The organism is Lentzea sp. HUAS12 (assembly GCF_024125735.1).
In the GTDB taxonomy this organism is placed as follows: Bacteria; Actinomycetota; Actinomycetes; order Mycobacteriales; family Pseudonocardiaceae; genus Lentzea; species Lentzea albida.
In genome coordinates this window covers 9,085,622-9,106,677 of the sequence record NZ_CP099738.1, presented here as the reverse complement: position 1 = coordinate 9,106,677, position 21,056 = coordinate 9,085,622, and the positions used below count along the sequence as shown (strand labels likewise).

Annotated in this window: 23 protein-coding genes; 6 read left to right on the top strand and 17 right to left on the bottom strand. The window is 69.7% G+C overall.

All coding sequences use genetic code 11. The features are described 5' to 3' along the window. Positions 1-413: 413 nt before the first annotated feature. Positions 414-1,688, bottom strand: a complete 1,275-nt coding sequence (gene tyrS, locus ND450_RS42870) for a tyrosine--tRNA ligase (RefSeq protein WP_253323672.1) — start codon at positions 1,686-1,688, stop codon at positions 414-416. Positions 1,689-1,825: 137 nt separating this feature from the next. On the opposite strand from tyrS, the gene ND450_RS42865 reads away from it, so the two are divergent. Together ND450_RS42865 and ND450_RS42860 are read left to right on the top strand one after the other, a co-directional pair. Then, positions 1,826-2,221, top strand: coding sequence for a hypothetical protein (locus tag ND450_RS42865; protein WP_245786543.1), 396 nt, complete (start codon positions 1,826-1,828; stop codon positions 2,219-2,221). A 174-nt stretch (positions 2,222-2,395) separates the two neighbouring features. Beyond that, positions 2,396-3,439 carry a toll/interleukin-1 receptor domain-containing protein gene (locus ND450_RS42860; protein ID WP_253323671.1) on the top strand — a complete coding sequence of 348 codons (1,044 nt, stop codon included), beginning with the start codon at positions 2,396-2,398 and terminating at the stop codon, positions 3,437-3,439. A 152-nt stretch (positions 3,440-3,591) separates the two neighbouring features. Here ND450_RS42860 and ND450_RS42855 read toward each other — a convergent pair whose 3' ends face one another. Genes ND450_RS42855 through argC form a run of 9 tightly spaced genes read right to left on the bottom strand, consistent with a single transcriptional unit; the run spans position 3,592 to position 11,482 of the window. After that, complete coding sequence (locus tag ND450_RS42855; protein WP_253323670.1) at positions 3,592-4,194, bottom strand: DNA-3-methyladenine glycosylase; 603 nt, start codon at positions 4,192-4,194, stop codon at positions 3,592-3,594. Next, positions 4,184-5,575, bottom strand: coding sequence for an argininosuccinate lyase (gene argH, locus ND450_RS42850; protein ID WP_089923836.1), 1,392 nt, complete (start codon positions 5,573-5,575; stop codon positions 4,184-4,186). The genes ND450_RS42855 and argH overlap by 11 nt, the downstream gene beginning before the upstream one ends. Positions 5,576-5,603: 28 nt before the next feature. Continuing rightward, the gene (locus tag ND450_RS46180; RefSeq protein ID WP_371927580.1) at positions 5,604-5,858 is read right to left on the bottom strand and encodes an argininosuccinate synthase; all 255 of its coding nucleotides are present in this window, start codon (positions 5,856-5,858) and stop codon (positions 5,604-5,606) included. A gap of 4 nt (positions 5,859-5,862) precedes the next feature. After that, positions 5,863-6,348 carry an arginine repressor gene (locus ND450_RS42840; protein ID WP_089923830.1) on the bottom strand — a complete coding sequence of 162 codons (486 nt, stop codon included), beginning with the start codon at positions 6,346-6,348 and terminating at the stop codon, positions 5,863-5,865. Further along, positions 6,345-7,277: an ornithine carbamoyltransferase gene (gene argF / locus ND450_RS42835; protein ID WP_253323669.1), complete on the bottom strand. Its 933-nt coding sequence runs from the start codon at positions 7,275-7,277 to the stop codon at positions 6,345-6,347. The genes ND450_RS42840 and argF overlap by 4 nt, the downstream gene beginning before the upstream one ends. Then, on the bottom strand, positions 7,274-8,431 hold the full coding sequence (locus ND450_RS42830) for an acetylornithine transaminase (RefSeq protein WP_253323668.1): 1,158 nt from the start codon (positions 8,429-8,431) through the stop codon (positions 7,274-7,276). The genes argF and ND450_RS42830 overlap by 4 nt, the downstream gene beginning before the upstream one ends. Further along, entirely contained in the window at positions 8,428-9,300 is an 873-nt protein-coding gene (argB, locus tag ND450_RS42825) for an acetylglutamate kinase (RefSeq protein ID WP_253323667.1), read from the bottom strand. The genes ND450_RS42830 and argB overlap by 4 nt, the downstream gene beginning before the upstream one ends. After that, entirely contained in the window at positions 9,297-10,469 is a 1,173-nt protein-coding gene (gene argJ, locus ND450_RS42820; RefSeq protein ID WP_253323666.1) for a bifunctional glutamate N-acetyltransferase/amino-acid acetyltransferase ArgJ, read from the bottom strand. The genes argB and argJ overlap by 4 nt, the downstream gene beginning before the upstream one ends. Further along, positions 10,466-11,482, bottom strand: coding sequence for an N-acetyl-gamma-glutamyl-phosphate reductase (gene argC, locus ND450_RS42815; RefSeq protein WP_253323665.1), 1,017 nt, complete (start codon positions 11,480-11,482; stop codon positions 10,466-10,468). Before argC ends, argJ begins: the two co-directional genes overlap by 4 nt. 118 nt (positions 11,483-11,600) lie before the next feature. Between argC and ND450_RS42810 the strand changes: the two genes are divergently transcribed. From ND450_RS42810 to ND450_RS42800, 3 genes are read left to right on the top strand one after another with little or no spacing between them, the layout of a single operon-like run. Continuing rightward, positions 11,601-13,097, top strand: a complete 1,497-nt coding sequence (locus ND450_RS42810; protein ID WP_253323664.1) for a sensor histidine kinase — start codon at positions 11,601-11,603, stop codon at positions 13,095-13,097. Further along, the gene (locus tag ND450_RS42805; protein WP_253323663.1) at positions 13,094-14,572 is read left to right on the top strand and encodes a sensor histidine kinase; all 1,479 of its coding nucleotides are present in this window, start codon (positions 13,094-13,096) and stop codon (positions 14,570-14,572) included. Before ND450_RS42810 ends, ND450_RS42805 begins: the two co-directional genes overlap by 4 nt. A 10-nt stretch (positions 14,573-14,582) precedes the next feature. Next, positions 14,583-15,224 carry a response regulator transcription factor gene (locus ND450_RS42800; protein WP_253323662.1) on the top strand — a complete coding sequence of 214 codons (642 nt, stop codon included), beginning with the start codon at positions 14,583-14,585 and terminating at the stop codon, positions 15,222-15,224. A 3-nt stretch (positions 15,225-15,227) separates the two neighbouring features. On the opposite strand, the gene sthA is transcribed toward ND450_RS42800, so the two are convergent. Together sthA and ND450_RS42790 are read right to left on the bottom strand one after the other, a co-directional pair. Beyond that, a complete protein-coding gene (sthA, locus tag ND450_RS42795) occupies positions 15,228-16,643 on the bottom strand; it encodes a Si-specific NAD(P)(+) transhydrogenase (RefSeq protein WP_253323661.1) in 1,416 nt (471 codons plus the stop codon). Positions 16,644-16,653: 10 nt separating this feature from the next. Beyond that, positions 16,654-17,658 carry a hypothetical protein gene (locus tag ND450_RS42790; RefSeq protein ID WP_253323660.1) on the bottom strand — a complete coding sequence of 335 codons (1,005 nt, stop codon included), beginning with the start codon at positions 17,656-17,658 and terminating at the stop codon, positions 16,654-16,656. Positions 17,659-17,804: 146 nt separating this feature from the next. Here ND450_RS42790 and ND450_RS42785 point away from each other — a divergent pair, with 146 nt between their 5' ends. Continuing rightward, positions 17,805-18,473: a DNA alkylation repair protein gene (locus tag ND450_RS42785; protein ID WP_253323659.1), complete on the top strand. Its 669-nt coding sequence runs from the start codon at positions 17,805-17,807 to the stop codon at positions 18,471-18,473. Positions 18,474-18,509: 36 nt separating this feature from the next. Here the strand turns inward: ND450_RS42785 and ND450_RS42780 are convergent, their stop codons facing one another. The 5 genes from ND450_RS42780 to ND450_RS42760 form a co-directional block, all read right to left on the bottom strand. Next, the gene (locus tag ND450_RS42780; protein ID WP_089923796.1) at positions 18,510-19,007 is read right to left on the bottom strand and encodes a hypothetical protein; all 498 of its coding nucleotides are present in this window, start codon (positions 19,005-19,007) and stop codon (positions 18,510-18,512) included. A gap of 283 nt (positions 19,008-19,290) precedes the next feature. Next, the gene (locus ND450_RS42775) at positions 19,291-19,647 is read right to left on the bottom strand and encodes a hypothetical protein (protein WP_253323658.1); all 357 of its coding nucleotides are present in this window, start codon (positions 19,645-19,647) and stop codon (positions 19,291-19,293) included. Further along, on the bottom strand, positions 19,644-20,108 hold the full coding sequence (locus ND450_RS42770) for a hypothetical protein (RefSeq protein ID WP_253323657.1): 465 nt from the start codon (positions 20,106-20,108) through the stop codon (positions 19,644-19,646). The genes ND450_RS42775 and ND450_RS42770 overlap by 4 nt, the downstream gene beginning before the upstream one ends. After that, positions 20,105-20,485: a hypothetical protein gene (locus ND450_RS42765; RefSeq protein WP_253323656.1), complete on the bottom strand. Its 381-nt coding sequence runs from the start codon at positions 20,483-20,485 to the stop codon at positions 20,105-20,107. Before ND450_RS42765 ends, ND450_RS42770 begins: the two co-directional genes overlap by 4 nt. Then, entirely contained in the window at positions 20,486-20,926 is a 441-nt protein-coding gene (locus tag ND450_RS42760) for a hypothetical protein (protein ID WP_253323655.1), read from the bottom strand. Positions 20,927-21,056 lie beyond the last annotated feature (130 nt).

The window sequence follows — 21,056 nt, the reverse complement described above, 5'->3', positions numbered from 1 at the left end:
GCGACTCGATCCGAGGCTGTGTCGTACATAAGCTTGTGTTTGAAACTTCCGACGCCCTTGGCCTCTGAGCTCAGACGAGCTACCGGCTGGGTCTTCATCGTTTCGCGGTCACCCACTCTACCACAGTCCGTGGAAGCTTGGTTCGTGACCTGTGTCGCGCTCCGTTCCGGTGTTCCCGGCCCGTTCCTCGCTGACATGGAGAAAGTTACACGCACGCCAACTGAGGGTCAAATCGGGGGCAACCCGGCCGCCTGCGATCAAGAAACCGCAGGTCAACAGCCCCGTACAGGACCCTCTGATCACGCTATCGCAGCCCAAACCCGTGCACACTGTGACCGCGATCACACACAGAAACGTCGAAGGCCGTCGGCCCCGAGTGGGACCGACGGCCTTCCAGGACCTGAACGCGCAGGTCAGAGCTCCACGTGGACGCTCGCGTTGTTGCGCTTGCCGCGGCGCAGGACCAGCCACTTGCCGTGGAGCAGGTCCGACGACGTCGGCTTCCACTCCTCGTCGGTCACCTTCGCGTTGTTCACGTAGGCACCGCCCTCGTTGACCGTCCGCCTTGCGGCACCCCGGCTCTCGGCCAGGCCCGACGCGATCAGCAGGTCGACGATCGTGGGCTCGTCCGCGAGGCGCACCTGGCCCTTGGGCGCCTCGGCCAGCGCCGCTTCCAGCACCGACGCGTCGAGGTCGCGCAGCTCGCCCCGGCCGAAGAGCGCCGACGACGCGAGGATGACCTGCTCCGTCGCGCGCTCGCCGTGCACCAGGTCGGTGAACTCCTGCGCGAGGCGCTTCTGCGCGGCCCGCTTGTGCGGCTCCTCCGCGGTCTGCTTCTCCAGCTCGTCGAGCTCCTCACGGGTGAGGAACGTGAACAGCCGCAGGTAGCGCAGCACGTCGGCGTCACCGACGTTCACGAAGTACTGGTACCAGGCGTACGGCGACGTCATCTCCGGATCGAGCCACACGTTGCCGCCACCGGTGGACTTGCCGAACTTCCTGCCCTCGGCGTCGGTGACCAGCGGCGCCGTCAGCGCGTGGACGTGCTTGCCCTCGACGCGGCGGATCAGGTCCACGCCGCCGACGATGTTGCCCCACTGGTCCGAGCCGCCGATCTGCAGCGCGGTGCCGTACTTGCGGTGCAGCTCCAGGTAGTCGTTGGACTGCAGCAGCAGGTAGCTGAACTCGGTGTACGACATGCCGTCGCCCTCGAGGCGGCGCTTCACCGTCTCCCGCGACAGCATCACGTTGATCGAGAAGTGCTTGCCGACGTCGCGCAGGAACTCGAGCGCGGTGACCTGGCCGGTCCAGTTCAGGTTGTTCTCGACGACCGCGCCCGTGGCTGAGTCGTCGAAGTCGACGAACCGCTCCAGCTGGCCGCGGATTCGCCCGGCCCACTCGGCGACGGTGTCGAGCGAGTTCAGCGTGCGCTCACCGGTGTCGCGCGGGTCGCCGATCATGCCCGTCGCCCCGCCCGCCAGCACGATGGGCCGGTGCCCCGCCATCTGGAAGCGCTTGAGCATGAGCAGCGGGACCAGGTTGCCGGCGTGCAGCGACGGCGCCGTGGGGTCGAAACCGCAATAGAGGGTGAGCGGGCCGGCGTCCAGGTCCTTCCGGAGTGCGTCGAGGTCGGTGGACGTCGCGATCAGGCCGCGCCAGGCAAGTTCGTCAAGGATGTGCTCGCTCACGCGTCTCATTGTCGCCTACCTGGTCCAACGGGTTTCGACCCGGTGCTCGCACGGGTATGCCCGAGGGCATGACGGATCCTCGTGATGCGGAGTTACGGCGGCCCACTGAACACATGCCGCGCGTGAACGAGCCACATATGCCGCGTGTGAACGAGCCGGTGGTCGAGGAGGTCGTCCAGCGCGACGACGACTACCGCAGGGTGCGGACGGTGCGGACCGTCTGCGCGGTCATCGACATCGTGTGCTGGACCTTCGCCATCGTGCTGCTGGTGCACATCTTCCTGGTGATCGCCGGCGCGAACGCGGGCAACGGGTTCTTCCAGTTCGTCTCCGGGTGGGCGGACGGGATCACCCTCGGCCTGGACGGTCTCTTCACCCCGGAGAACGCGTCCGTCGCGACGCTGCTCAACGAGGGCCTGGCCGCTCTCCTGTGGCTGGTCATCGGTGCGTTGCTGACGAACCTGATCACTCGCGTCGCACTGCCCTCCGGACACCGCCGGGCCTGGTACCGCAGGACCACGGCCGTCCGCTGACGACGCGGCCCGGGCGAGTGAGCGTTCACCGACGAGCGTCGCAGCGGCGGGGCGTTCGTCGGTGACGCGTCATTGTCAGGTCGCCCGGGCTCGCGCGGTGCCAGTTCCGCGGCCAGTTCGGCCAGCAGCTCCTCCACGTGTCCCGCAGGACGTTTCGGGCCGTACCGTGGTCCGGTGGCCGAGTACCAGTTCGACGTCGCACCCTCCTTCGCCGAGGAAGACCGCGAGCACGTCCTGCCGATCGTGCGGCGGTTGGAGGAGCTCGGCGTCACGGTCTACTACGACGACGACCAGGTCGTTGCGCGGTGGGGAGCCAATCTGGTCGAGCACATCGAGGAGACGTTGACGCGCAAGGTGCGTTACGTCCTGATGTTCGCCTCGCAGCACTACGTGCAGACCCATTGGGCGACCTACGAACGCCAAACCGTGCAGGCGCGCGCACTGGCACAGCAGAGCGAGTACCTGCTGCCCATCAGGCTCGACGACACCGAAGTGCCCGGTCTGCTGCCCACCGTCGGGTTCCTCGACATGCGGCGGCACAGCACGGAGATCATCGCGCGGTCCGTCGTGCAGAAGCTGGTCCAGCACCGCACCGAGTTCTCCCCTCTGGCCCCGGTCACGCCGAAGTCGGTGGCCGCACTGGCACAAGCGAAGCCCCACGGCTGGGAATACCTGCTCTACGTGACCGTGGTGATGCAGGGTCTCGACGAGCTGGGCCAGAAGTACTGGGAGCACTTCCTGCGGTACGCACCGCGCAACGGCATCGTCGAGCACGGCAACGGGATCAACCTGATCCGCGACCGCAACGTGCAGCTCAGCGAGATCATCAAGGTCGCGGTCGAGACGGTGTTCACCCAGACGACCCAGGAAGCCGCGTTCGGCGCACGGGGTGTCCCCGGAGACCCAGACCGGATCGTGCACCTCGGCAAGCTGTTCGTGCACACCTTCGACGAGATCCTCGACTGGGCTCGCGGGATTCACGGCACCAGCTACGCCCAGGAGTCCGCGCGGGCTGCCGCTCGGATCCAGGCGCAGTTCGCTGATCAGCAGCTCCAGGCCATGTACGGCGTCGCGCAGAACCTGCGCGAGGTGGCGGACACGCTGGTCGAGCGGTTGACGGCCGGTGAGCAGCTCGACCTGACGGTCCCGCTCGTGTTCGAGGTCGATCCGGAGTTGGAACGCGCCTTCAAAGCGGCACTGGACAGGCTCCCGCGGTGACCGAGCCAGGCGCGCACGACCGAGCACCGGACCACGTTGCCGATACGTCAGTCATCCGATCCGGATCGCGTCCCGCCTCCAGGCCCGGTCGGCGGACACGCGGTTGCTCGCGATGCACGGATCCGTCGTCCAGCGTTGCTGGAGCCGCGTCGTCACGCTGACCTGCGGCGCTTGCCGCCCCTCTTGTACGTCGACACGGCGGGCGAGTCGATCCAGAACCGCCACGGCACGTCCATCGCCACGGCCACGCCGACGCGCGGGCCGGAACGCACCTCGGTGACCGGTTCGCCCGCGTACAGGCGCACGGGCGAGGAGGCCGAGGTCAGGTCCAGGCCGTTGGACGACCGGTCGAGCCCGAGGACCTTGCACAGCCGTGCGGGGCCCTTGGCCAGTTCGGCGGCGGAACGCGAGGCGGGGCGGCGGGAGAAGGCGATGTCCTCGCCCTCGACGACCTCTCCCGCGCGCAGCAGCACCGCGCCAGGCACACCGTTGGTCAGAGACACGACGTTCGCGCAGAAGTGCATGCCGTAGACGAAGTAGACGTAGAGGAACCCGGCCGGGCCGAACATGACCTCGTTGCGCGGGGTCTTGCCGCGGTAGCAGTGCGACGCCGGGTCGTCGCCGCCCCGGTACGCCTCCACCTCGACGACGCGCACGCGCACGCCGTCGGCCTCCAGGTACGAACCGAGGAGGAGCCGGGACGCATCGACCGGGTCGATGGCCAGCTCCTCCCTGGTCAGCAACCTAGAAGTCACGTGCGGCAGCGGCCTTCGCGACGAGGGCGTCCAGCTGTTCGCGGACTCGGGAGGGCGCCGTGCCGCCGTGGGCGTCGCGGGACGCGATCGAGCCTTCGACGGTGAGCACCGAGCGGACGTCCGGGGTCAGGGCGGGCGAGATCGCGAGGAACTCCTCGTCGGTCAGGTCCTCCAGGCCGACGCCGCGGGACTCGGCCGCGCGCACGCACGCACCGGCGGCCTCGTGGGCCACGCGGAACGGAACGCCTTGGCGCACAAGCCATTCCGCGATGTCCGTGGCGAGGGTGAAGCCCGCCGGGGCGAGCGACGCCATGCGGTCGACGTCGAACTTGAGCGTCGCCACCATGCCCGCGAACGCCGGGAGCAGGAGCTCCAGCTGCCCGACGCCGTCGAACAGCGGCTCCTTGTCCTCCTGCAGGTCGCGGTTGTACGCCAGCGGCTGCGCCTTCAGCGTCGCCAGCAGGCCCGCGAGGTTGCCGATCAGGCGGCCCGACTTGCCGCGGGCGAGTTCGGCCACGTCCGGGTTCTTCTTCTGCGGCATGATCGAGCTGCCGGTGGACCAGGCGTCGTCGAGGACCGCGAAGCGGAACTCGGCCGTGGTCCAGATGATGACCTCCTCGGCCACCCGCGAGAGGTTCACGCTGATCATGGCCAGCACGAACGCGATCTCGGCGGCGAAGTCGCGGGAGGCGGTGCCGTCGATCGAGTTCTCGACCGGGGCGTAGAAGCCGAGGTCCGCGGCCACCTTCGCGGGGTCGAGGCCCAGCGACGAACCGGCGAGGGCTCCCGAGCCGTACGGGGAGAAGCCGGCGCGCTTGTCCCAGTCGTGCAGGCGGTCGACGTCGCGCAGCAACGCGTGCGCGTGGGCCAGCAGGTGGTGCGAGAGCAGCACGGGCTGGGCGGACTGCAGGTGCGTGCGGCCCGGCATGACGGCGCCGAAGTGCGTCTCGGACTGGGCCGCCAACGCGTCGACGACGTCGAGGACACCGGCGGCGACCCGGCGGGCCGCGTCGCGCAGCCACATGCGGAACAGGGTCGCGACCTGGTCGTTGCGGGAACGGCCGGCGCGCAGCTTGCCGCCCAGCTCGGTGCCGGCGCGGTCGATCAGGCCCCGTTCCAGCGCCGTGTGGACGTCCTCGTCCTCCAGCACCGGGGTGAACGCGCCCGACTCGACGTCGGCGAGCAGCTCGTCCAGCGCCTTCTGCATGCCGGCGAGCTCGTCGTCGGTCAGCAGACCCGCGGCGTGCAGCACACGGGCGTGCGCGCGCGAACCCGCGATGTCGTACGGCGCCAGCACCCAGTCGAAGTGCGTCGACAACGACAACCGCGCCATCGCCTCGGCCGGTCCCGACTCGAACCGGCCACCCCACAAAGAACTCATTGCTGCGCAACTTTCATCTGGCCAACTCTCAGCTGGCGAAGTCGTAGAGCGATTCTTCCGAACGGGCGACGAGCCCGACCACGCGCCCCTCGTACAGCGCGACGTCGACCTCGCCGGAACCCGACGGCAAGGCCATTCGCGCGACCCGCACGGCGACGGAACCCAGGCTGGACCTGATCACGCCGGCGCGGAAGTTGAGCTCGCGGACGGCCTCGGCGACGGAGACGGTCTCGCCGTCCACCGCCACGACGACGCCCGCGTCGAACGTCAGTACGGCGTGCACGGGCTCATTCATCGACGTCGCCCGCGGCGAGCGCGGTGATCCGGTCGGCGAGCTCGGCACCGGTCATCGGCTCGCGGGCCACGACGAGGATCGTGTCGTCGCCCGCGATCGTGCCGACCACCTCGTGCAACGCCGCCCTGTCGAGCGCCGACGCCAGGAACTGCGCGGCACCGGGAGGCGTCCGCAGCACCGCGAGGTTGCCGGAGAAGTCCGTCGACACCAGCAGTTCTCCCAGCACGCGGACCAGGCGCGTCGTGCCGCCCTGGACGCCGCGCACGGGACTGCCGTCCTCCGGGATCACGTAGACGGGCGCACCGCCGTCGGGGCCGCGCAGCTTGACCGCGCCGAGCTCGTCGAGGTCGCGCGACAACGTGGCCTGCGTGACGTCGATGCCTTCCGCCGCAAGCAGTTTGGCGAGCTCGGACTGGCTGCGCACGGCTTGGTGCGCCACCATCTCGACGATGCGGCCCTGACGGGCGGTGCGGGTCATGACGACTGCTCCAGCAACCACACGAGGAGCGCCTTCTGCGCGTGCAGCCGGTTCTCCGCTTCCTGCCACACGAGCGACTGCGGGCCGTCGAGCACCTCGTCGGTGATCTCCCAGCCGCGGTGCGCGGGCAGGCAGTGCAGCACCGTCGAGTCGGGCTTCCCGGTGGCCTCCAGGAGTGAGGCGTTCACCTGGTACGGGCGGAACGGGCCGACGCGGTCCTTGCCGTCGTTCTCCTGCCCCATCGACGTCCAGGTGTCGGTGACCAGCACGTCCGAGCCGTCGACCGACTCGCGCGGGTCGCTGATCAACGCCACCGAACCGCCGGTCTCGGCGGCCCGCTTCTTGGCGTCCTCCAGGAACTGCGGGTTCGGCACGAACCCCGCGGGCGCGCCGATGCGGACGTGCATACCGGCCGTGGCGCCGCCCAGCAGCAGCGAGTGCGCCATGTTGTTGGCGCCGTCGCCCAGGTACGTGAGCGTCAGACCGGCCAGCTTGCCGTAACGGCGGCGGATCGTCTGCAGGTCCGCGAGAACCTGGCACGGGTGGAACTCGTCGGTCAGCGCGTTCACGACCGGAATGCGCGACACGGACGCCATGGCCTCCATGCGCGCCTGGGCGAACGTCCGCCACACCACGGCGTCGACGTACCCGGACAGGATCCGCGAGGTGTCCTCGATCGTCTCCTCGCGGCCCAGCTGCATCGACCGGCCGTCGATGATCACCGGGTTGCCGCCGAGCTGCGCGATGCCGACCTCGAACGACAGGCGGGTGCGCGTGGAGTTCTTCTCGAAGATCACCGCGACGGACTTGGGGCCCGCCAGCGGCTTCGCGGTGAACCGGTCCGCCTTGTAGGCGTCCGCGAGGTCGAGGACCGCGGCCTGCTCCTCGGTGGACAGGTCGTCGTCGCGCAGGAAGTGCCTCGGGCTCACGGCGTCTCCTCGAAGAAGGTGGGGAGCGCGGCGACGAAGGCCTGCGCGTCGGACTCCTCCAGCACGAGCGGCGGGGCGAGCCGCAGCACGTCGGGCTGGATCGGGTTGATCAGGTAACCGGCCTTCTGCGCGGCCGCCGCGGCCTTCGCCGAGACCGCCTCGCGCAGCGTGATGCCGAGCAGCAGGCCGGCTCCCCGCACTCCGGAGATGGCGGGGTGGTGCAACGCCTCCACGCCCGCGGCGATCTCCTTGCCCACGGACGAGGCGTGCTCCAGCAGGCCTTCCGAGGCGATCGTGTCGAGCACCGCGAGACCGGCGGCGCAGCACACCGGGTTGCCGCCGTAGGTGGTGCCGTGGTGACCCGGCTTGAAGAGGTCCGCCGCCGCGCCGAACCCGATGGTGGCGCCGAGCGGCAGGCCACCGCCGATGCCCTTGGCCAGCGTCATCACGTCCGGCACGATCCCGGCCTGCTGGAACGCGAACCACGTGCCGGTGCGGCCGATGCCGGTCTGCACCTCGTCGAGGACGAGCAGCGCGCCGTGCTCGGCGGTGATCCGGCGGGCCTCCTGCAGGTACCCGGCGGGCGGCACCATGACGCCCTGCTCGCCCTGGATCGGCTCGACGACGAACGCCGCGGTCTCGTCGTCGATCGCGGCTTCCAGAGCGGCGACGTCACCGAACGGGATGTGCGAGACGCCGGGGACCAGGGGTGCGAACGGCGCGCGCTTCGGCTCCTGACCGGTGAGCGTCAGCGCGCCCATCGTGCGGCCGTGGAACCCGCCGATCGTGGAGACGACCTTCGTGCGGCCGGTGAGGCGCGCCATCTTGAGCGCCGCCTCGTTGGCCTCCGCGCCGGAGTTGCAGAAGAAGACCTTGCCGGGCTCCCCCGCGAGGTCCAGCAGGCGTTCGGCGAGCTTCAGCGCGGGCTCGTTGACGTACAGGTTGCCGGTGTGGCCGAGCTTCGCGATCTGCGTGGACACGGCCTCGACGATCGCCGGGTGCGCGTGGCCGAGCGCGTTGACCGCGAGACCGGTCAGCAGGTCGACGTACCGGTTGCCGTCGGCGTCCCAGACGTGCGCGCCCTCACCTCGCTCCAAAACCAGCGAAGGTGTGCCGTAGTTGTCCATCATGGACTGTTGCCAGCGGGTGGTCATTTGTCGTCCCCCAACACCATCGTCCCCACACCTTCGGAGGTGAAGACTTCGAGCAGAACGCTGTGGGCCAGCCTGCCGTCGATCACGTGCGCCTGCGGGACGCCGCCGCGCACCGCGCGCAGGCAGGCCTCCATCTTCGGCACCATGCCGCTTTCCAGGTCCGGCAGGATCTTCTCCAGTTCGGAGGCCCGGATCTGGTCCACCAGAGACGACTTGTCGGGCCAGTTCGAGTAGAGGCCCTCGACGTCCGTGAGCACCACGAGCTTCTCGGCACCGAGAGCGACCGCGAGAGCGCCGGCCGCCGTGTCCGCGTTGACGTTGTGCGGCACGCCGTGGATGTCCGGCGCGACCGACGACACGACCGGGATGCGGCCCGCACGGACGATGTCGAGCACCGCGTCCGGGTTGACCTCGGTGATGTCGCCGACGAGGCCGATGTCGACCTCCTCGCCGTCCACGACCGCGCCGCGGCGGGTGGCCGTGAACAGGTGCGCGTCCTCGCCGGAGATGCCGACGGCGTAGGGACCGTGCTGGTTGATCAGGCCGACGAGCTCGCGCCCGACCTGCCCGACCAGGACCATCCGCACGACGTCCATGGCCTCGGGCGTGGTGACGCGCAGGCCGCCGCGGAACTCGCTGTGGATGCCGAGCCTGTCCAGCATCGACTTGATCTGCGGGCCACCGCCGTGCACGACGACCGGGCGCAGGCCGCACAGCCGCAGGAACACCATGTCCTCGGCGAACGCCTTCTTCAGCTCGTCGTCGACCATGGCGTTGCCGCCGTACTTGACGACCACCAAAGCGCCCCGGAAGCGCTCCAGCCACGGCAGCGCTTCGACGAGGACCGCCGCCTTCTCTTGTGCGTTCATGAGGAGTACGCGCTGTTCTCTTCGACGTAGTCGTGCGACAGGTCCGTGGTGAGCACGGTGGCTTCGGCCTCACCGACGTTGAGGTCGATGACGATCTCGATGTCACGGCCGGAGAGGTCGGCCTCGGAACGGTCGCGGTCGCGGGTTCCGTTCCGGTAGAGCGACACTCCGTTGATCAGGATCTGCAGCACGTCCGGGTCGATCTCGGCGTCCGCGCGGCCCAGCGCCATCGCGATGCGGCCCCAGTTCGGGTCGCTGCCGAACAACGCCGTCTTCACCAGGTTGTCCTCGGCGACCGTCCGTCCGATGAGGACGGCCTCGGCCTCGGTGGCGGCCTGCTTGACGGTGATGCTGATTTCCTTCGTGACGCCCTCGGCGTCGCCCTGGAGCTGCTTGACCAGGTCGCCCGCGACCTCGGTCAGCAACGCGACGAAGTCGTCGAACGACGGCTCGACGCCCGAGGCGCCGGAGGCCAGCACCAGCACGGTGTCGTTGGTGGACGTGCCGCCGTCGACGTCGAGGCGGTCGAACGTGCGCGAGGTCGCCTGGCGCAGCGCCTTGTCGAGCTGGTCGCCGGAGATCTTGGCGTCGGTCGTGATGACCGACAGCATCGTGGCCATGTTCGGGGCGAGCATGCCCGCGCCCTTCACGAACCCGCCGACCGACCAGCCCTGCTCGGACGCCTTCCACGACTGCTTCGGGCGGCTGTCCGTGGTCATCACGCCGGTGGCGGCGTTCAGGCCGGCCTCGACGGTGGAGTCCAGTTCCTTCACCACGTTCTCGACGCCGGTGAGGACCTTGTCCATCGGCAGGCGCTCACCGATCAGGCCGGTGGAGCAGACCGCGACGTCGACCGCGCCGGTGCCGAGCACCTCGGCGACCTTCTCCGCGGTGGTGTGCGTGTCCTGGAAGCCCTCGGGACCGGTGCACGCGTTGGCGCCGCCGGAGTTGAGCACGACCGCGGTGAGGCGCCGGGACTGGATGACCTGCTGCGACCACAACACCGGCGCGGCCTTCACCTTGTTGGTGGTGAAGACGCCCGCGGCGGCGTCGGACGGCCCGTCGTTGACGACGAGCGTGAGGTCCAGCGCGCCGGATTCCTTGATCCCGGCGGCGATCCCGGCGGCCCGGAAGCCCTGGGGTCCGGTGACGCCCTTGTTGCGGTTCACGGAGCGACTCCAACGGTCGAGAGGCCGGTCGTTTCCGGCAGTCCGAGAGCGAGGTTCATGCACTGGACAGCGGCACCGGCGGTGCCCTTGGCCAGGTTGTCGACGGCGGCCACGACCACGAGGCGGTTCAGGTCGGCGTCGACGGTGACTTGCAGCTGGACGGCGTTCGAACCGAGAACCGCGTTCGTCGTCGGCCAGAGACCTTCGGGCAGCAGGTGCACGAACGGCTCGTCCGCGTACGCCTTCTCGTAGGCCTCGCGAACGTTTGCGCCGGTGTCCTTCAGCGTCGCGGTGCAGGTGGCGAGGATGCCCCTGGACATCGGCGCGAGCACCGGCGTGAAGCTGACGCTGATCGGACGACCGGCCGCCGCGGACAGGTTCTGCTTGATCTCGGGCGTGTGCCGGTGCGCGCCGCCGACGCCGTACGCGCTCGCGGAGCCCATGACCTCGGAGCCGAGCAGGTTCGTCTTCAAGGACTTGCCGGCGCCGGACGTGCCGGACACGGCGACGATGACGACCTCGTCCTCGATGAGGTCCACGGCCGGTGCGAGCGCCAGCGAGGAGACCGTCGGGTAGCAGCCGGGCACGGCCACGCGGCGGGCGCCGACGAGCGCTTCCCGCCCGTGGGGAAGTTCGGGCAGCCCGTACGGCCAGGTGCCCGCGTGCTCGCCGCCGTACCACCGCGTCCAGTCGTCGGCGCTGGTCAGGCGGTGGTCGGCGCCGCAGTCGATCACGATCGTGTCGTCGCCGAGTTGCTCGGCCAGCGCGGCTGAGTGACCGTGGGGAAGTGCGAGGAACACCACGTCGTGGCCCTTGAGCGTCTCGACTGTGGTGTCTTGTAGTTCTCGGTCTGCGAGCGGCAGGAGGTGCGGCTGGTGCTTGAGCAGCTTGTCACCGGCGCTGCTGTTGGCCGTCAGCGCGCCGATCTCGATGTCCGGATGGCCCAGTAGCAGGCGGAGCAGCTCGCCACCCGCGTACCCGCTGGCGCCCGCGACCGCGATCCTCACTGTCATGCGCATGATTATGCACGGTCATGCAAACCCACTCAACCGTGAACGTGGCCACCTGGCCACCCGATCGGGGCCACCTGGCGCTGTGGGCGGGTGACCCCGGTCGACCATGATGATCAGCGTGGACGTGAAGCCGCGCGACGGCCTGTGGACGGCCGGCGCCTTCCTCCTGGCGCTGTTGTCGCTGGTGGCGCCGCTGGGCAGGCCGGTGGAGCCGTGGCTGGTCGTCGCCTCGGCGGTGTGGGCGGCCGCGCTCGTGCCGATCAGCGCGCGGTGGCCGCGCTGGGCGATCGTGCTCACCACTCCCCTGCACGGCGTGAACAACCTGCTCGCGGCGGCCCCGACGTCGCTCGTGATCTTCCGGTCGGCCCGGTCGGCGCGCTCGCCGTGGCAGGTGGCCTGGGTGGTCGGGGTCAGCGCGGTGCTGCAGGCCGGGTTCAGCGCCCTGCACTCGTGGCGGGTGGGCAACAACCTCACCGAGTACCTGCTCGACATTGCGTTCACCGTGCTGTTCCTGCTGGTCTTCCCCGCCGTGGCCGGTGCGCTCGTCGGTCGGCGCAAGCCCCTCACCCAGGTGTTGATGGAGCGCAACGACTACCTGGAACACACGCGCGTGCTGACCGCGAACACCGCGAGGTCCGCAACGCGCGCACATATCGCGAGCGAGATGCACGACATGCTCAGCCACCGGCTCCGACAGCTGACCGCGCACGCGGGAGCGCTGGAGCGGTCCGCCGCCGAGCAGGCACCGGAGCTGCGCGAACAGGTCGAGCTGATCCGCAGGACGTCCGCCGTCGCGATGGAGGAGCTGCGCGAGATCCTCGGTGTGCTCGGCACCTCGGCCGATGCCGACGAGGACGCCGGTACGCGCACGGACGTCGAACGGCTCGTGGCCGCGTCGACGTCAGCAGGCGTCTCCGTCCACCTGGACTGGTCGGGACCGGATCTGGCCGATGCCGACGCACGGCTGCGCAGGGCGGTGCATCGGGTCGTGCGCGAAGCACTCACGAACGTGCACAAACATGCACCGTCAGCACGCACGCGCGTGTCCGTGGTCGTCGCGGACCGGGTGAAGGTCGAGGTCGTCAACGCGCCCAGCGGCGAACCGCGGGGTGGCGGCACCCGGCGCGGGCTGATCGGGCTGGAGGAACGCGTCGAGCTGATCGGCGGCACGTTCCTCGCCGGGGTCCCGGCAGGCGGCGGGTTCCGGGTGACGGCCGACCTGCCGTCGCACCCGGTCGTGCAGGACGAGGCGGGCGCGGCGGGTGCCGTGGCCGAGGCGCCGCCCCCGATCACCGCCGAGATCCTGACCGTGCCGCGCGTGATCGGCAGCGGGTGCCTGGGCACGCTCGCCGTCATCCCGGCGCTGGGCACGGCGATGGTCCTGCTCATCATCGCGATCTTCAGCCGCAGCGAGGTGAGCCCGCAGGAGTACGCCGGCTTCCAGGAGTCGGTCACGCACGAGCAGGAGGTCACCGAGACGTTCGGTTTCGGCGTGCTGTCGGGCAACGCGGGCTGCTACCGCTACCACCTGCGCGACTCGGACGACCGCGACGTCGAGCTGTGCTTCGACCGGAACACCGGTCTGCTGACCACGAAGAGGGAGCTCGCACGATGAGGTTCGTCTGGCCGTCGCTCGCGTTCCTCGTCGGGCTCGTGCCGCTGATCGCCCCGCTGGCCCCGGTCCCGCACCCGGTGCTGACCATCGCCAGCGCGCTGTGGATCGCCGCTCTCGTGTGGTTCGCGCCGAAGAAGCCGGAGTGGGCGCTGCTGCTCACGGCCCCGCTGTTCGCGGTCAACAACCTCTGGGCGATGTCCCTCACGGCCTTCGTGGTGTTCGCCGTGTCCCGGCGCGTTCCCCGGCTCGGCAGGCTGTGGGCGCTGCTCGGCGTGACGACGCTCCTGCAGACGGCGTTCAGCCTGTTCCAGGTCTACGACAACGCGCCGCTGTGGCAGACCCTGGTCGGCGGGTTCTTCGGGTCGGCGTTCTTCGTGGTGTTCCCCGCCGTGTCCGGCATGCTGCTCGGCCGCCGCAAGCCGATGGTCCGGCTCCTGCGGGAGCGCAACGAGTACCTGGAACGCGCCCGCGCCCTGACCGCCGCCTCCGCCCGGTCCGAGGAACGCGCGCACATCGCCGGCGAGATGCACGACATGCTCGGCCACCGGCTGAGCCTGATCTCCATCCACGCCGGGGCGTTGGAGCTCGCGACCGCGACGAAGGCACCGCAGCTGCACGAGCAGGCCGAGCTGATCCGCACCACGTCGTCGCTCGCGATGGCCGAGCTGCGCGAGATCCTCGGCGTGCTGCGCACCAACCCCGAACCCGAGTCGCTCGACGAGGACACCGGCACCCGGTCCGACATCACCGCGCTGGTCGAGAGCTCGGTGGACGCGGGCATCACCGTCTCGCTCGACTGGTCGGGCGACGACCTGCACGGCGCCGACCCGCGCACCCGCCGGGCCGTGCACCGCGTGGTCCGCGAGGCCCTGACCAACCTCCACAAGCACGCCCCGGCCGCCCGTGCACGGGTGCAGGTCGCGGTCCAGGCGGGCCGGGCGCGCATCCAGGTCCTGAACGGACCGTCCACCGCGGTGCCGGGCAAGGGCACCCGGCGCGGCCTGATCGGACTCGAGGAACGCGTCGGGCTGCTCGGCGGCTCGTTCACGGCGGGACCGCCGCCCGAGGGCGGGTTCCGGGTCGCGGCGGACGTCCCGCTGCACCCGCCCGCGCAGGCGGACCAGGCGAGCACCGAGGTCGTCGAGGTGCCGCCACCGCTCGCCGCCGAGGTCCTGACCGTGCCCCGCGTGCTCGGCGGCGGCTGTCTCGGGTTGCTGGCGCTGGTGCCGATCGTCGGCGCGCTGGTCGTGCTGCTGCTCTTCGCGTTGCTGAACACGAGCCAGATGAACGCGCCGTACTTCGACTCGCTGAAGGTGGGCGTCACCCCCGAAGAAGAGGTGATGGACCAGTTCGGCGTCGGGCAGCTCGGCGTCGACGGGTGCTCGCGGTTCCGGACGTCGCACAACGCCGAGCTCGTCTACAAGCTGTGCTTCCGCGACGGCAAGCTGCACTCGAAGGAGCAGGAGAGGCCGTAGGGTGCGGGACGTGATCCGAGTGCTCATCGCCGACGACGAAACGCTCATGCGCGCCGGCATCCGGCTGATCCTCGAGAACGACCCGGACATCACCGTCGTGGCCGAGGCGAGCGACGGCAGGCAGGCCGTGGAGCTGACGCTGAAGCACTCGGTCGACGTCGCGCTGCTCGACATCCGCATGCCGGGCGGCGACGGGCTGAAGGCCGCCGAGCAGATCGCGTCGAGGGCCAACGTCGTCATGCTCACGACGTTCGGCGAGGACTCCTACGTGGCGCAGGCGCTGAAGGTCGGCGCGACCGGCTTCCTGCTCAAGGACACCCCGCCGCAGGAGCTGATCAACGCCGTGCGCAAGGCCGCGCAGGGCGAACCGATCCTCGCCCCGCAGATCACCAGGCGCCTCATCGAGAGGCACCTCGTCGCACCCGACGCCGGTACGGACGCGCGTCGCAAGATCGACGGGCTCACCGATACCGAGCGGAACGTGCTGAAGCTCGTCGGCGAAGGCCTGTCCAACACCGAGATCGGCGAACAGCTCTTCATGGCGACCGGCACGGTCAAGGCGCACATCAGCCGGATCCTGCCCAAGCTGGAGGTCACCAACCGAGTGCAGGCCGCCATCGTGGCCCACGACGGCGGCCTCACCCGCTCATGACGGTCACTGGGCCGTGAAGCGGTCCAGCGCGCGGATCTTGTTCGTGGCGTCGAGTGCCGCGACCTTGTAGGCCTCGGACAGCGTCGGGTAGTTGAAGACCGTGTCGACCAGGTAGTCGACCGTGCCGCCGCAGCCCATCACGGCCTGGCCGATGTGCACGAGGTCCGTGGCACCGGTGCCGAACACGTGCACACCGAGGATCTTGCGGTCCACAGTGGACACCAGCAGCTTCAGCATGCCGTACGCGTCACCGACGATCTGGCCGCGCGCGAGCTCGCGGTAGCGGGAGATGCCGACCTCGTAGGGAACGGCGGACGACGTCAGCTCGGCTTCCGTGGCGCCGCAGTAGGAGATCTCGGGGATCGTGTAGATGCCGATGGGCTGCAACCCGGTCAGCTCGTGCACCGGCTCGCCGAACGCGTGGTACGCGGCCAGGCGGCCCTGGTCCATCGACGTCGCGGCCAGCGCCGGGAAGCCGATCACGTCGCCGACGGCGTAGATGTGCTCGACGGGCGTGCGGTAGTGCTCGTCGACGCTCAGCCTGCCGCGGTTGTCGGCCTCGAGACCGGCGGCGGCGAGTTCCAGCTTGTCCGTGGTGCCCTGGCGACCGGCCGAGTACATGACGGCGGCGGCCGGGATGCGCTTGCCCGAGGCCAGGGTCGTGATGGTGCCGCCCTGGGAGACCTGGACGTTCACGACCTTCTCGCCGAACCGGAACGTGACGGCCTGGTCGCGCAGGTGGAACTTGAGCGACTCGACGATCTCCGGGTCGCAGAAGTCGAGCATCCGCTCGCGCTGCTCGACGACCGTCACGCGGGTGCCGAGCGCCGCGAACATCGACGCGTACTCGATGCCGATCACGCCCGCGCCGACCACGACCAGCGACGACGGGATCTCCTGCAACGCGAAGACCTCGTCGGAGTCGAGGATCCGCTCCTCGTCGAAGTCCACGCCGGACGGACGGGCGGGCGTCGTGCCGGTCGCGATCACGACGAACTCGCCGGTGATCGTCGTGTGGTCGCCGCGGTGGCTGCCGTCGACCGCGACGGTGTGCTCGTCAACGAAGCGGCCGAAGCCGTTGAGGAGGTCGATGCCGTTGCGGTGCAGCTGCGCCCGCACGACCTGCACCTCGCGGCCGATCACGTGCTGCGTGCGGGCCATCAGGTCGTTGATCGTGATGTCCTGCTTGACGCGGTAGCTGGCGCCGTACAACTCGCGCTGGCTCATGCCCGTCAGGAACATGACGGCTTCGCGCAGCGTCTTCGACGGGATGGTGCCCGTGTTCGCGCAGACGCCGCCGATCATCTCCTGCTTGTCGATGATGGCGACGCGCTTGCCCAGTTTCGCACCCGCGATCGCCGCCTTCTGGCCGCCAGGACCAGAGCCGATGACGATCAGGTCGTAGTCGTACGACGTCATGGCCGCCAGCCTACTTCGACGGCTGCGATTCCACGTCGGATCCGGTGAACGGCAGCAGGTCGATCAGGCGCGTCGTGGCCCGGTACTCGGCGACGCGGTCCGCGAACGGCCGCTGCACGATCCGGTGCACGGCCTCGGAGCCCAACCGCTCGTAGGCGGGGACCGTGTCGTTGCTCAGGAAGTCCCAGCGCGCCACCCGGTCCGCGTAGTTGAACGCGGGCAGCGGGCCGCCGAACAACGGCCGGTACTGCGCGGGCGTCCTCCCGCCCGGCACCGGCATCGGCCCGGCGACCGTGATCGCGTACGTGACGATCTCACCGGGCGGCAGCAACCGCGACCGCATGCGGTTGAACTGGTCCGCGATCACCAGGTTCTGCTCGCGCGAGGAGAACTCCATGACCGCCTGCGCCGGGTCCTCCCACGCCGCGGTGGTGTCCGCGTCGATGATGCCCGCGTCGCGCATCTCCCGGACGGCCTCGATCCCGCCGTGCAGGTAGGCGGCGTGCATCGCGCCCAGGTCCATGAAGATGTGCTTCTGCATCGACATCAGCATCGTCGAGAACCAGCGCAGTTCCGGGACCGAGCCGAGGTCGAGCATGCCGGCCGCGAACGCGGGCGCGCCGATGTTCGCGAAACCCATCCACCGCAACGTGTCCGGGTGCGTCAGGTAGAGCTTCGCGTAGAAGTCGTAGACGGCGAAGATCACGGCCTTGTTGGCGGCGGCCGTGCGCTGCGGGTCCCACTCGGACAGGTCGACGCCCGCGTCCTCGGCGGCGCGGACGATCCAGTACTGCCACAGCAACGCCTTGAACCGCACCGGCGAGATGCCCTCGGCGCGGTAGCCCGCCAGCAACTGCTCGATCGTGGCGCGGTCGGTCGGCAGGTCGGGGTGCACGCCACCCCGCTGTTCGCCGTTCCCGTTCACCAGCGGCAGATCCAGATAACCCACCGCGTCCGCTTTGGTGGCGCCCATGCTGCCCAGCACGAGCGCCGCCACAACCATGAGCACACGCATGAACGCGAACTGTATAGGTGCGCAGTGCCCTTTCCGTTCACAGAAGCGCCCGGTCAAGTGATGTTTTGCTGGTTCGTTAGCACTTTCGGTACCGATGGGGCCATAAATCTCAACAGGGCTACTCCTAATGGCTATACCGTTTGGACGTGACTCTTGAGGTTTCCTTGATCAAAGCGGTCAGAACGGGACTCGAGGAGCTCGCTGACCCGGTGAAGGCGCCGGAGATGCAGGCGTACATGAAGTCCGACATGCCGTTCCTGGGCGTGCAGAAACCGGCACGCGCGGCCCTGTTGAAGTCGCTGCCGCGGGTGCACGACCGGGACGAGTGGCTCGGCGCCGTGCAGGCGTTGTGGCGCGAGGCGACCTATCGCGAAGAGCGCTACATGGCGTTGTCGTTGAGCGGCGATCGACGATTCCAGTCCGTTGATCTGCTGCCGTGGTTCGACGAGATGATCGTGACCGGCGCGTGGTGGGACTACGTCGACGAGATCGCGTCGAAACGCGTCGGCCCGTTGCTGCGGTCGGATCCGGGCGTGGTGCGGCCGTTGGTGCTGAAGTGGTCGGTCGACGCGGACCGGTGGCGCCGCCGCACGTCGGTGATCTGCCAGCTGGGGTTCAAGGGCGCCACGGACGTGGACCTGCTGACGGCGTGCGTCGACGCCAACGCGGACGACCCCGACTTCTTCCTGCGCAAGGGGATCGGGTGGGCGCTGCGGGACTTCGGGAAGACCGAGCCGGGGTGGGTGCGCGCGTTCGTGGCGGAGCGGCCGGGGTTGTCGCCGCTGTCCCGCCGGGAGGCGCTGAAGCACCTGTGAGGTCGTGGCGCGGCCCGCGTGCGCGCTCCGCGCGGGCTAGCCGTGCTTCGCGCGGCCCGAGTAGGTGAGCGGGAAGACGAGCTCGGCGCACTCCGCCGGCACGTCCTGCGCGACCTCGACCTTCATGGTCACCTCGACGGCGCCCCCGGCCGGGATCTCGACGATGTCGGTGAGCGGCACGACGGTCAGCACACCGGCCGGGCATCCCGCGACGCGCTGCTGGGTGGCGTCGAGCGGCTGGCCCGGCACGGCGGACAGGCTCTCGACGATGATCAGGACCGGATTGGGGTTCGACAGCCGCACCTTGCGCTCGCCGACCGCACCCGGCGTGAGCTCGACGGGGGCGCCGGAGATGTCGTTGATCTCGAACGGCTTGAGCTGCTGCATGCCGGACTCGCCGCTGCTGACGGAGTACGCCATCGCGGGCTTCTGCGGCTCGGGCCACGTGAGGTGCATGGCGGCGACGACCGCCGCTCCGAGCATGAGGATCGTCAAGGACACGGCGATCTCAAGGCGCGGACCCAGACTTCGCATGGCGCAACTCTCCAGAGTCGTTGCTCCCAGGCGGTGGGTTCGCCTCTAGCTCCCCACCGGACCGGCGACCAGACTCGCCCGGTGGTTCATCGCTTCGCCCCTCGGCCCCAGCGGGCCGCGTTGCCAATCTTGGAGAACCTTCACCTACTGCGCAAGCGTCCGAGGGGCGCCGATTTCCCCCTGTAATGAAGGACTTTTGGCACCTTGACAGCTACGCAGGGCTACCACCTGCTGGTTTGACCCCAAATCCCGATGAACGGGATTCAGCCGATCGAGCGAATTATCAGGAACAATTCGTTTGCACGTACTCGCTGGACCAGGTGCCGGCGACCGCGCGGACCCTGGCGCGGGCCACGACTCCACCGCTCACGGTGTACGGAGAGGCCGTCACCGCGACCCACTCCGTGAAGTCCTTGGCTCCGTTGCCGTTCGCCTTGTCGCTCCACGCCACCTCGTATCCGGGGGCGTCCCCGGTCCACTTGATGACCCTAGTGGCCCTGGAGCAGGAGACACCGGTCGGCTCGCCGACGGTGGCGGCCTTCGCCTTCGCCGTTCCCGGTGCCGAGGTCTGCCACGCGGCCGAGGCGGGCTGTGCCGCGAGCACGCACAGCACCGCCGCCGCGACCAGGGGCCGCTTCACGCTCCGGTCCCGCTGGCGATCGTGACGGTCACCGGCACGTCGATCGTCGCGCCCTGGCACGAGTTCGGGGCGTCCACCGACATGGTCACGCTGAACGTGATGGCCACCGGTGCGCTCTTGGCGGCGAGCTGTGTGCCCGGGAACCGCTCGGCGAACGTGACGCCGCACGTTCCCGCGCCGTTCGGTGCGATGGACGTGACCCTCACCGGGTACGGGTTGGGGTTCGACACGGTCACGACCGCGTCCCCGGTGCCGCCGGGGTAGAGCGTCCCGGTGGTGACGGCGCCCGCGGCCACGACGGGGGCCAGCGCGGTGCCGGCCTTCGTCGTGGCGCTGCCGGTGCCGGAGCTCGTCCAGGCCGCGTAGGCCACGCCCGAGCCGAGCGCGGCCGTCGTGAGCGCGAGGACGACGACGCCGCGCCGGACGGACCGGCGGCGGACGAGTGCGGTGGAGCTGGTCATGGCTTGGTCGCCGTTCCCGAGTAGGTGAGGGGGAAGGTGAGGTTCTTGCAGGCGTTCGGCGCGGACGCCGCCATCCGGACGGTCAGCGGCACGTCGGCGCGCGAGTTCCTGCGGATGACGACCGGCGCGGTGAGCGGTGCGACGGTCACGGTGTTCGCCGGGCAGTCCGGGGACGGGCGCCCGACCGAGGTGACGAGCCGGGTGAGCTTCACGTCCTGGTTGTTCGGGTTGGTGACCCGGACGACCCGGGTCACCGTCCCACCGGGGACCAACCCCGTCGCCGCGCCGGTGTCCGCGATCGTGAACGCCTTGCCGGGTGCCGGGGAGCCGCCCGGCACGCAGAGCACGGTGAGCACGGCGAGGACGAGGCGGATCATCTACGCGGCCGAGACGAGCTCGGCGGTCAGCGGCAGCGTGAAGGTCTGCGACTTGCAGTTGTTCGCGGCGTCGGCGTTCATGGTCGCCTTCAGCGTGTAGGTGCCGGTCCCCTTGGCGGCGATGGTGCCGGCGTTGCTCACGGCCGGGCTGGTGACGGTGCCCGCGGCGCAGCCGCCTTCGGTGAGGGCCGAGCTGCCGGCGCTGATCGACGAGACCGCGACCGGGTAGTCGTTCGGGTTGCTGATCGTCACCTGGAAGTCGACGGTGGCACCGGGGTACAGGCCGCCCGCGCCGTTCACCGGGCTGATGGTCGAGTTGACGCTCGTGGTGGAGCCGACCGAACCGGAACCGGAGCCGGTGCTCGTCCACGCCGCGTAGGCGACACCGCCTCCGACGGCGAGGGCTGCGACTGCTGCGATGACCGCGGTGCGCTTGCGCATGTTCGTTCTCCTGAGGTGGTGCTCGGTGGGTACGGCACCAAGTTTGGAGAACCTTCAATTACTACACAGCGTGCACAAGACACCAGAACAGGGACCCTAGCGGCACTGTTGTCAACCGACATGGATCGGC

Coding starts and splice junctions, on each gene's coding strand:
- ND450_RS42830 (WP_253323668.1), bottom strand. CDS start 8,431: ATGACCACCCGCTGGCAACAGTCCATGATGGACAACTACGGCACACCT.
- sthA (WP_253323661.1), bottom strand. CDS start 16,643: ATGACGTCGTACGACTACGACCTGATCGTCATCGGCTCTGGTCCTGGC.
- ND450_RS42765 (WP_253323656.1), bottom strand. CDS start 20,485: ATGATCCGCCTCGTCCTCGCCGTGCTCACCGTGCTCTGCGTGCCGGGC.
- ND450_RS42790 (WP_253323660.1), bottom strand. CDS start 17,658: ATGCGTGTGCTCATGGTTGTGGCGGCGCTCGTGCTGGGCAGCATGGGC.
- ND450_RS42780 (WP_089923796.1), bottom strand. CDS start 19,007: ATGCGAAGTCTGGGTCCGCGCCTTGAGATCGCCGTGTCCTTGACGATC.
- argC (WP_253323665.1), bottom strand. CDS start 11,482: ATGACAGTGAGGATCGCGGTCGCGGGCGCCAGCGGGTACGCGGGTGGC.
- ND450_RS42760 (WP_253323655.1), bottom strand. CDS start 20,926: ATGCGCAAGCGCACCGCGGTCATCGCAGCAGTCGCAGCCCTCGCCGTC.
- ND450_RS42770 (WP_253323657.1), bottom strand. CDS start 20,108: ATGACCAGCTCCACCGCACTCGTCCGCCGCCGGTCCGTCCGGCGCGGC.
- ND450_RS42805 (WP_253323663.1), top strand. CDS start 13,094: ATGAGGTTCGTCTGGCCGTCGCTCGCGTTCCTCGTCGGGCTCGTGCCG.
- ND450_RS42865 (WP_245786543.1), top strand. CDS start 1,826: ATGCCGCGTGTGAACGAGCCGGTGGTCGAGGAGGTCGTCCAGCGCGAC.
- argB (WP_253323667.1), bottom strand. CDS start 9,300: ATGAACGCACAAGAGAAGGCGGCGGTCCTCGTCGAAGCGCTGCCGTGG.
- ND450_RS42840 (WP_089923830.1), bottom strand. CDS start 6,348: ATGACCCGCACCGCCCGTCAGGGCCGCATCGTCGAGATGGTGGCGCAC.
- argH (WP_089923836.1), bottom strand. CDS start 5,575: ATGAGTTCTTTGTGGGGTGGCCGGTTCGAGTCGGGACCGGCCGAGGCG.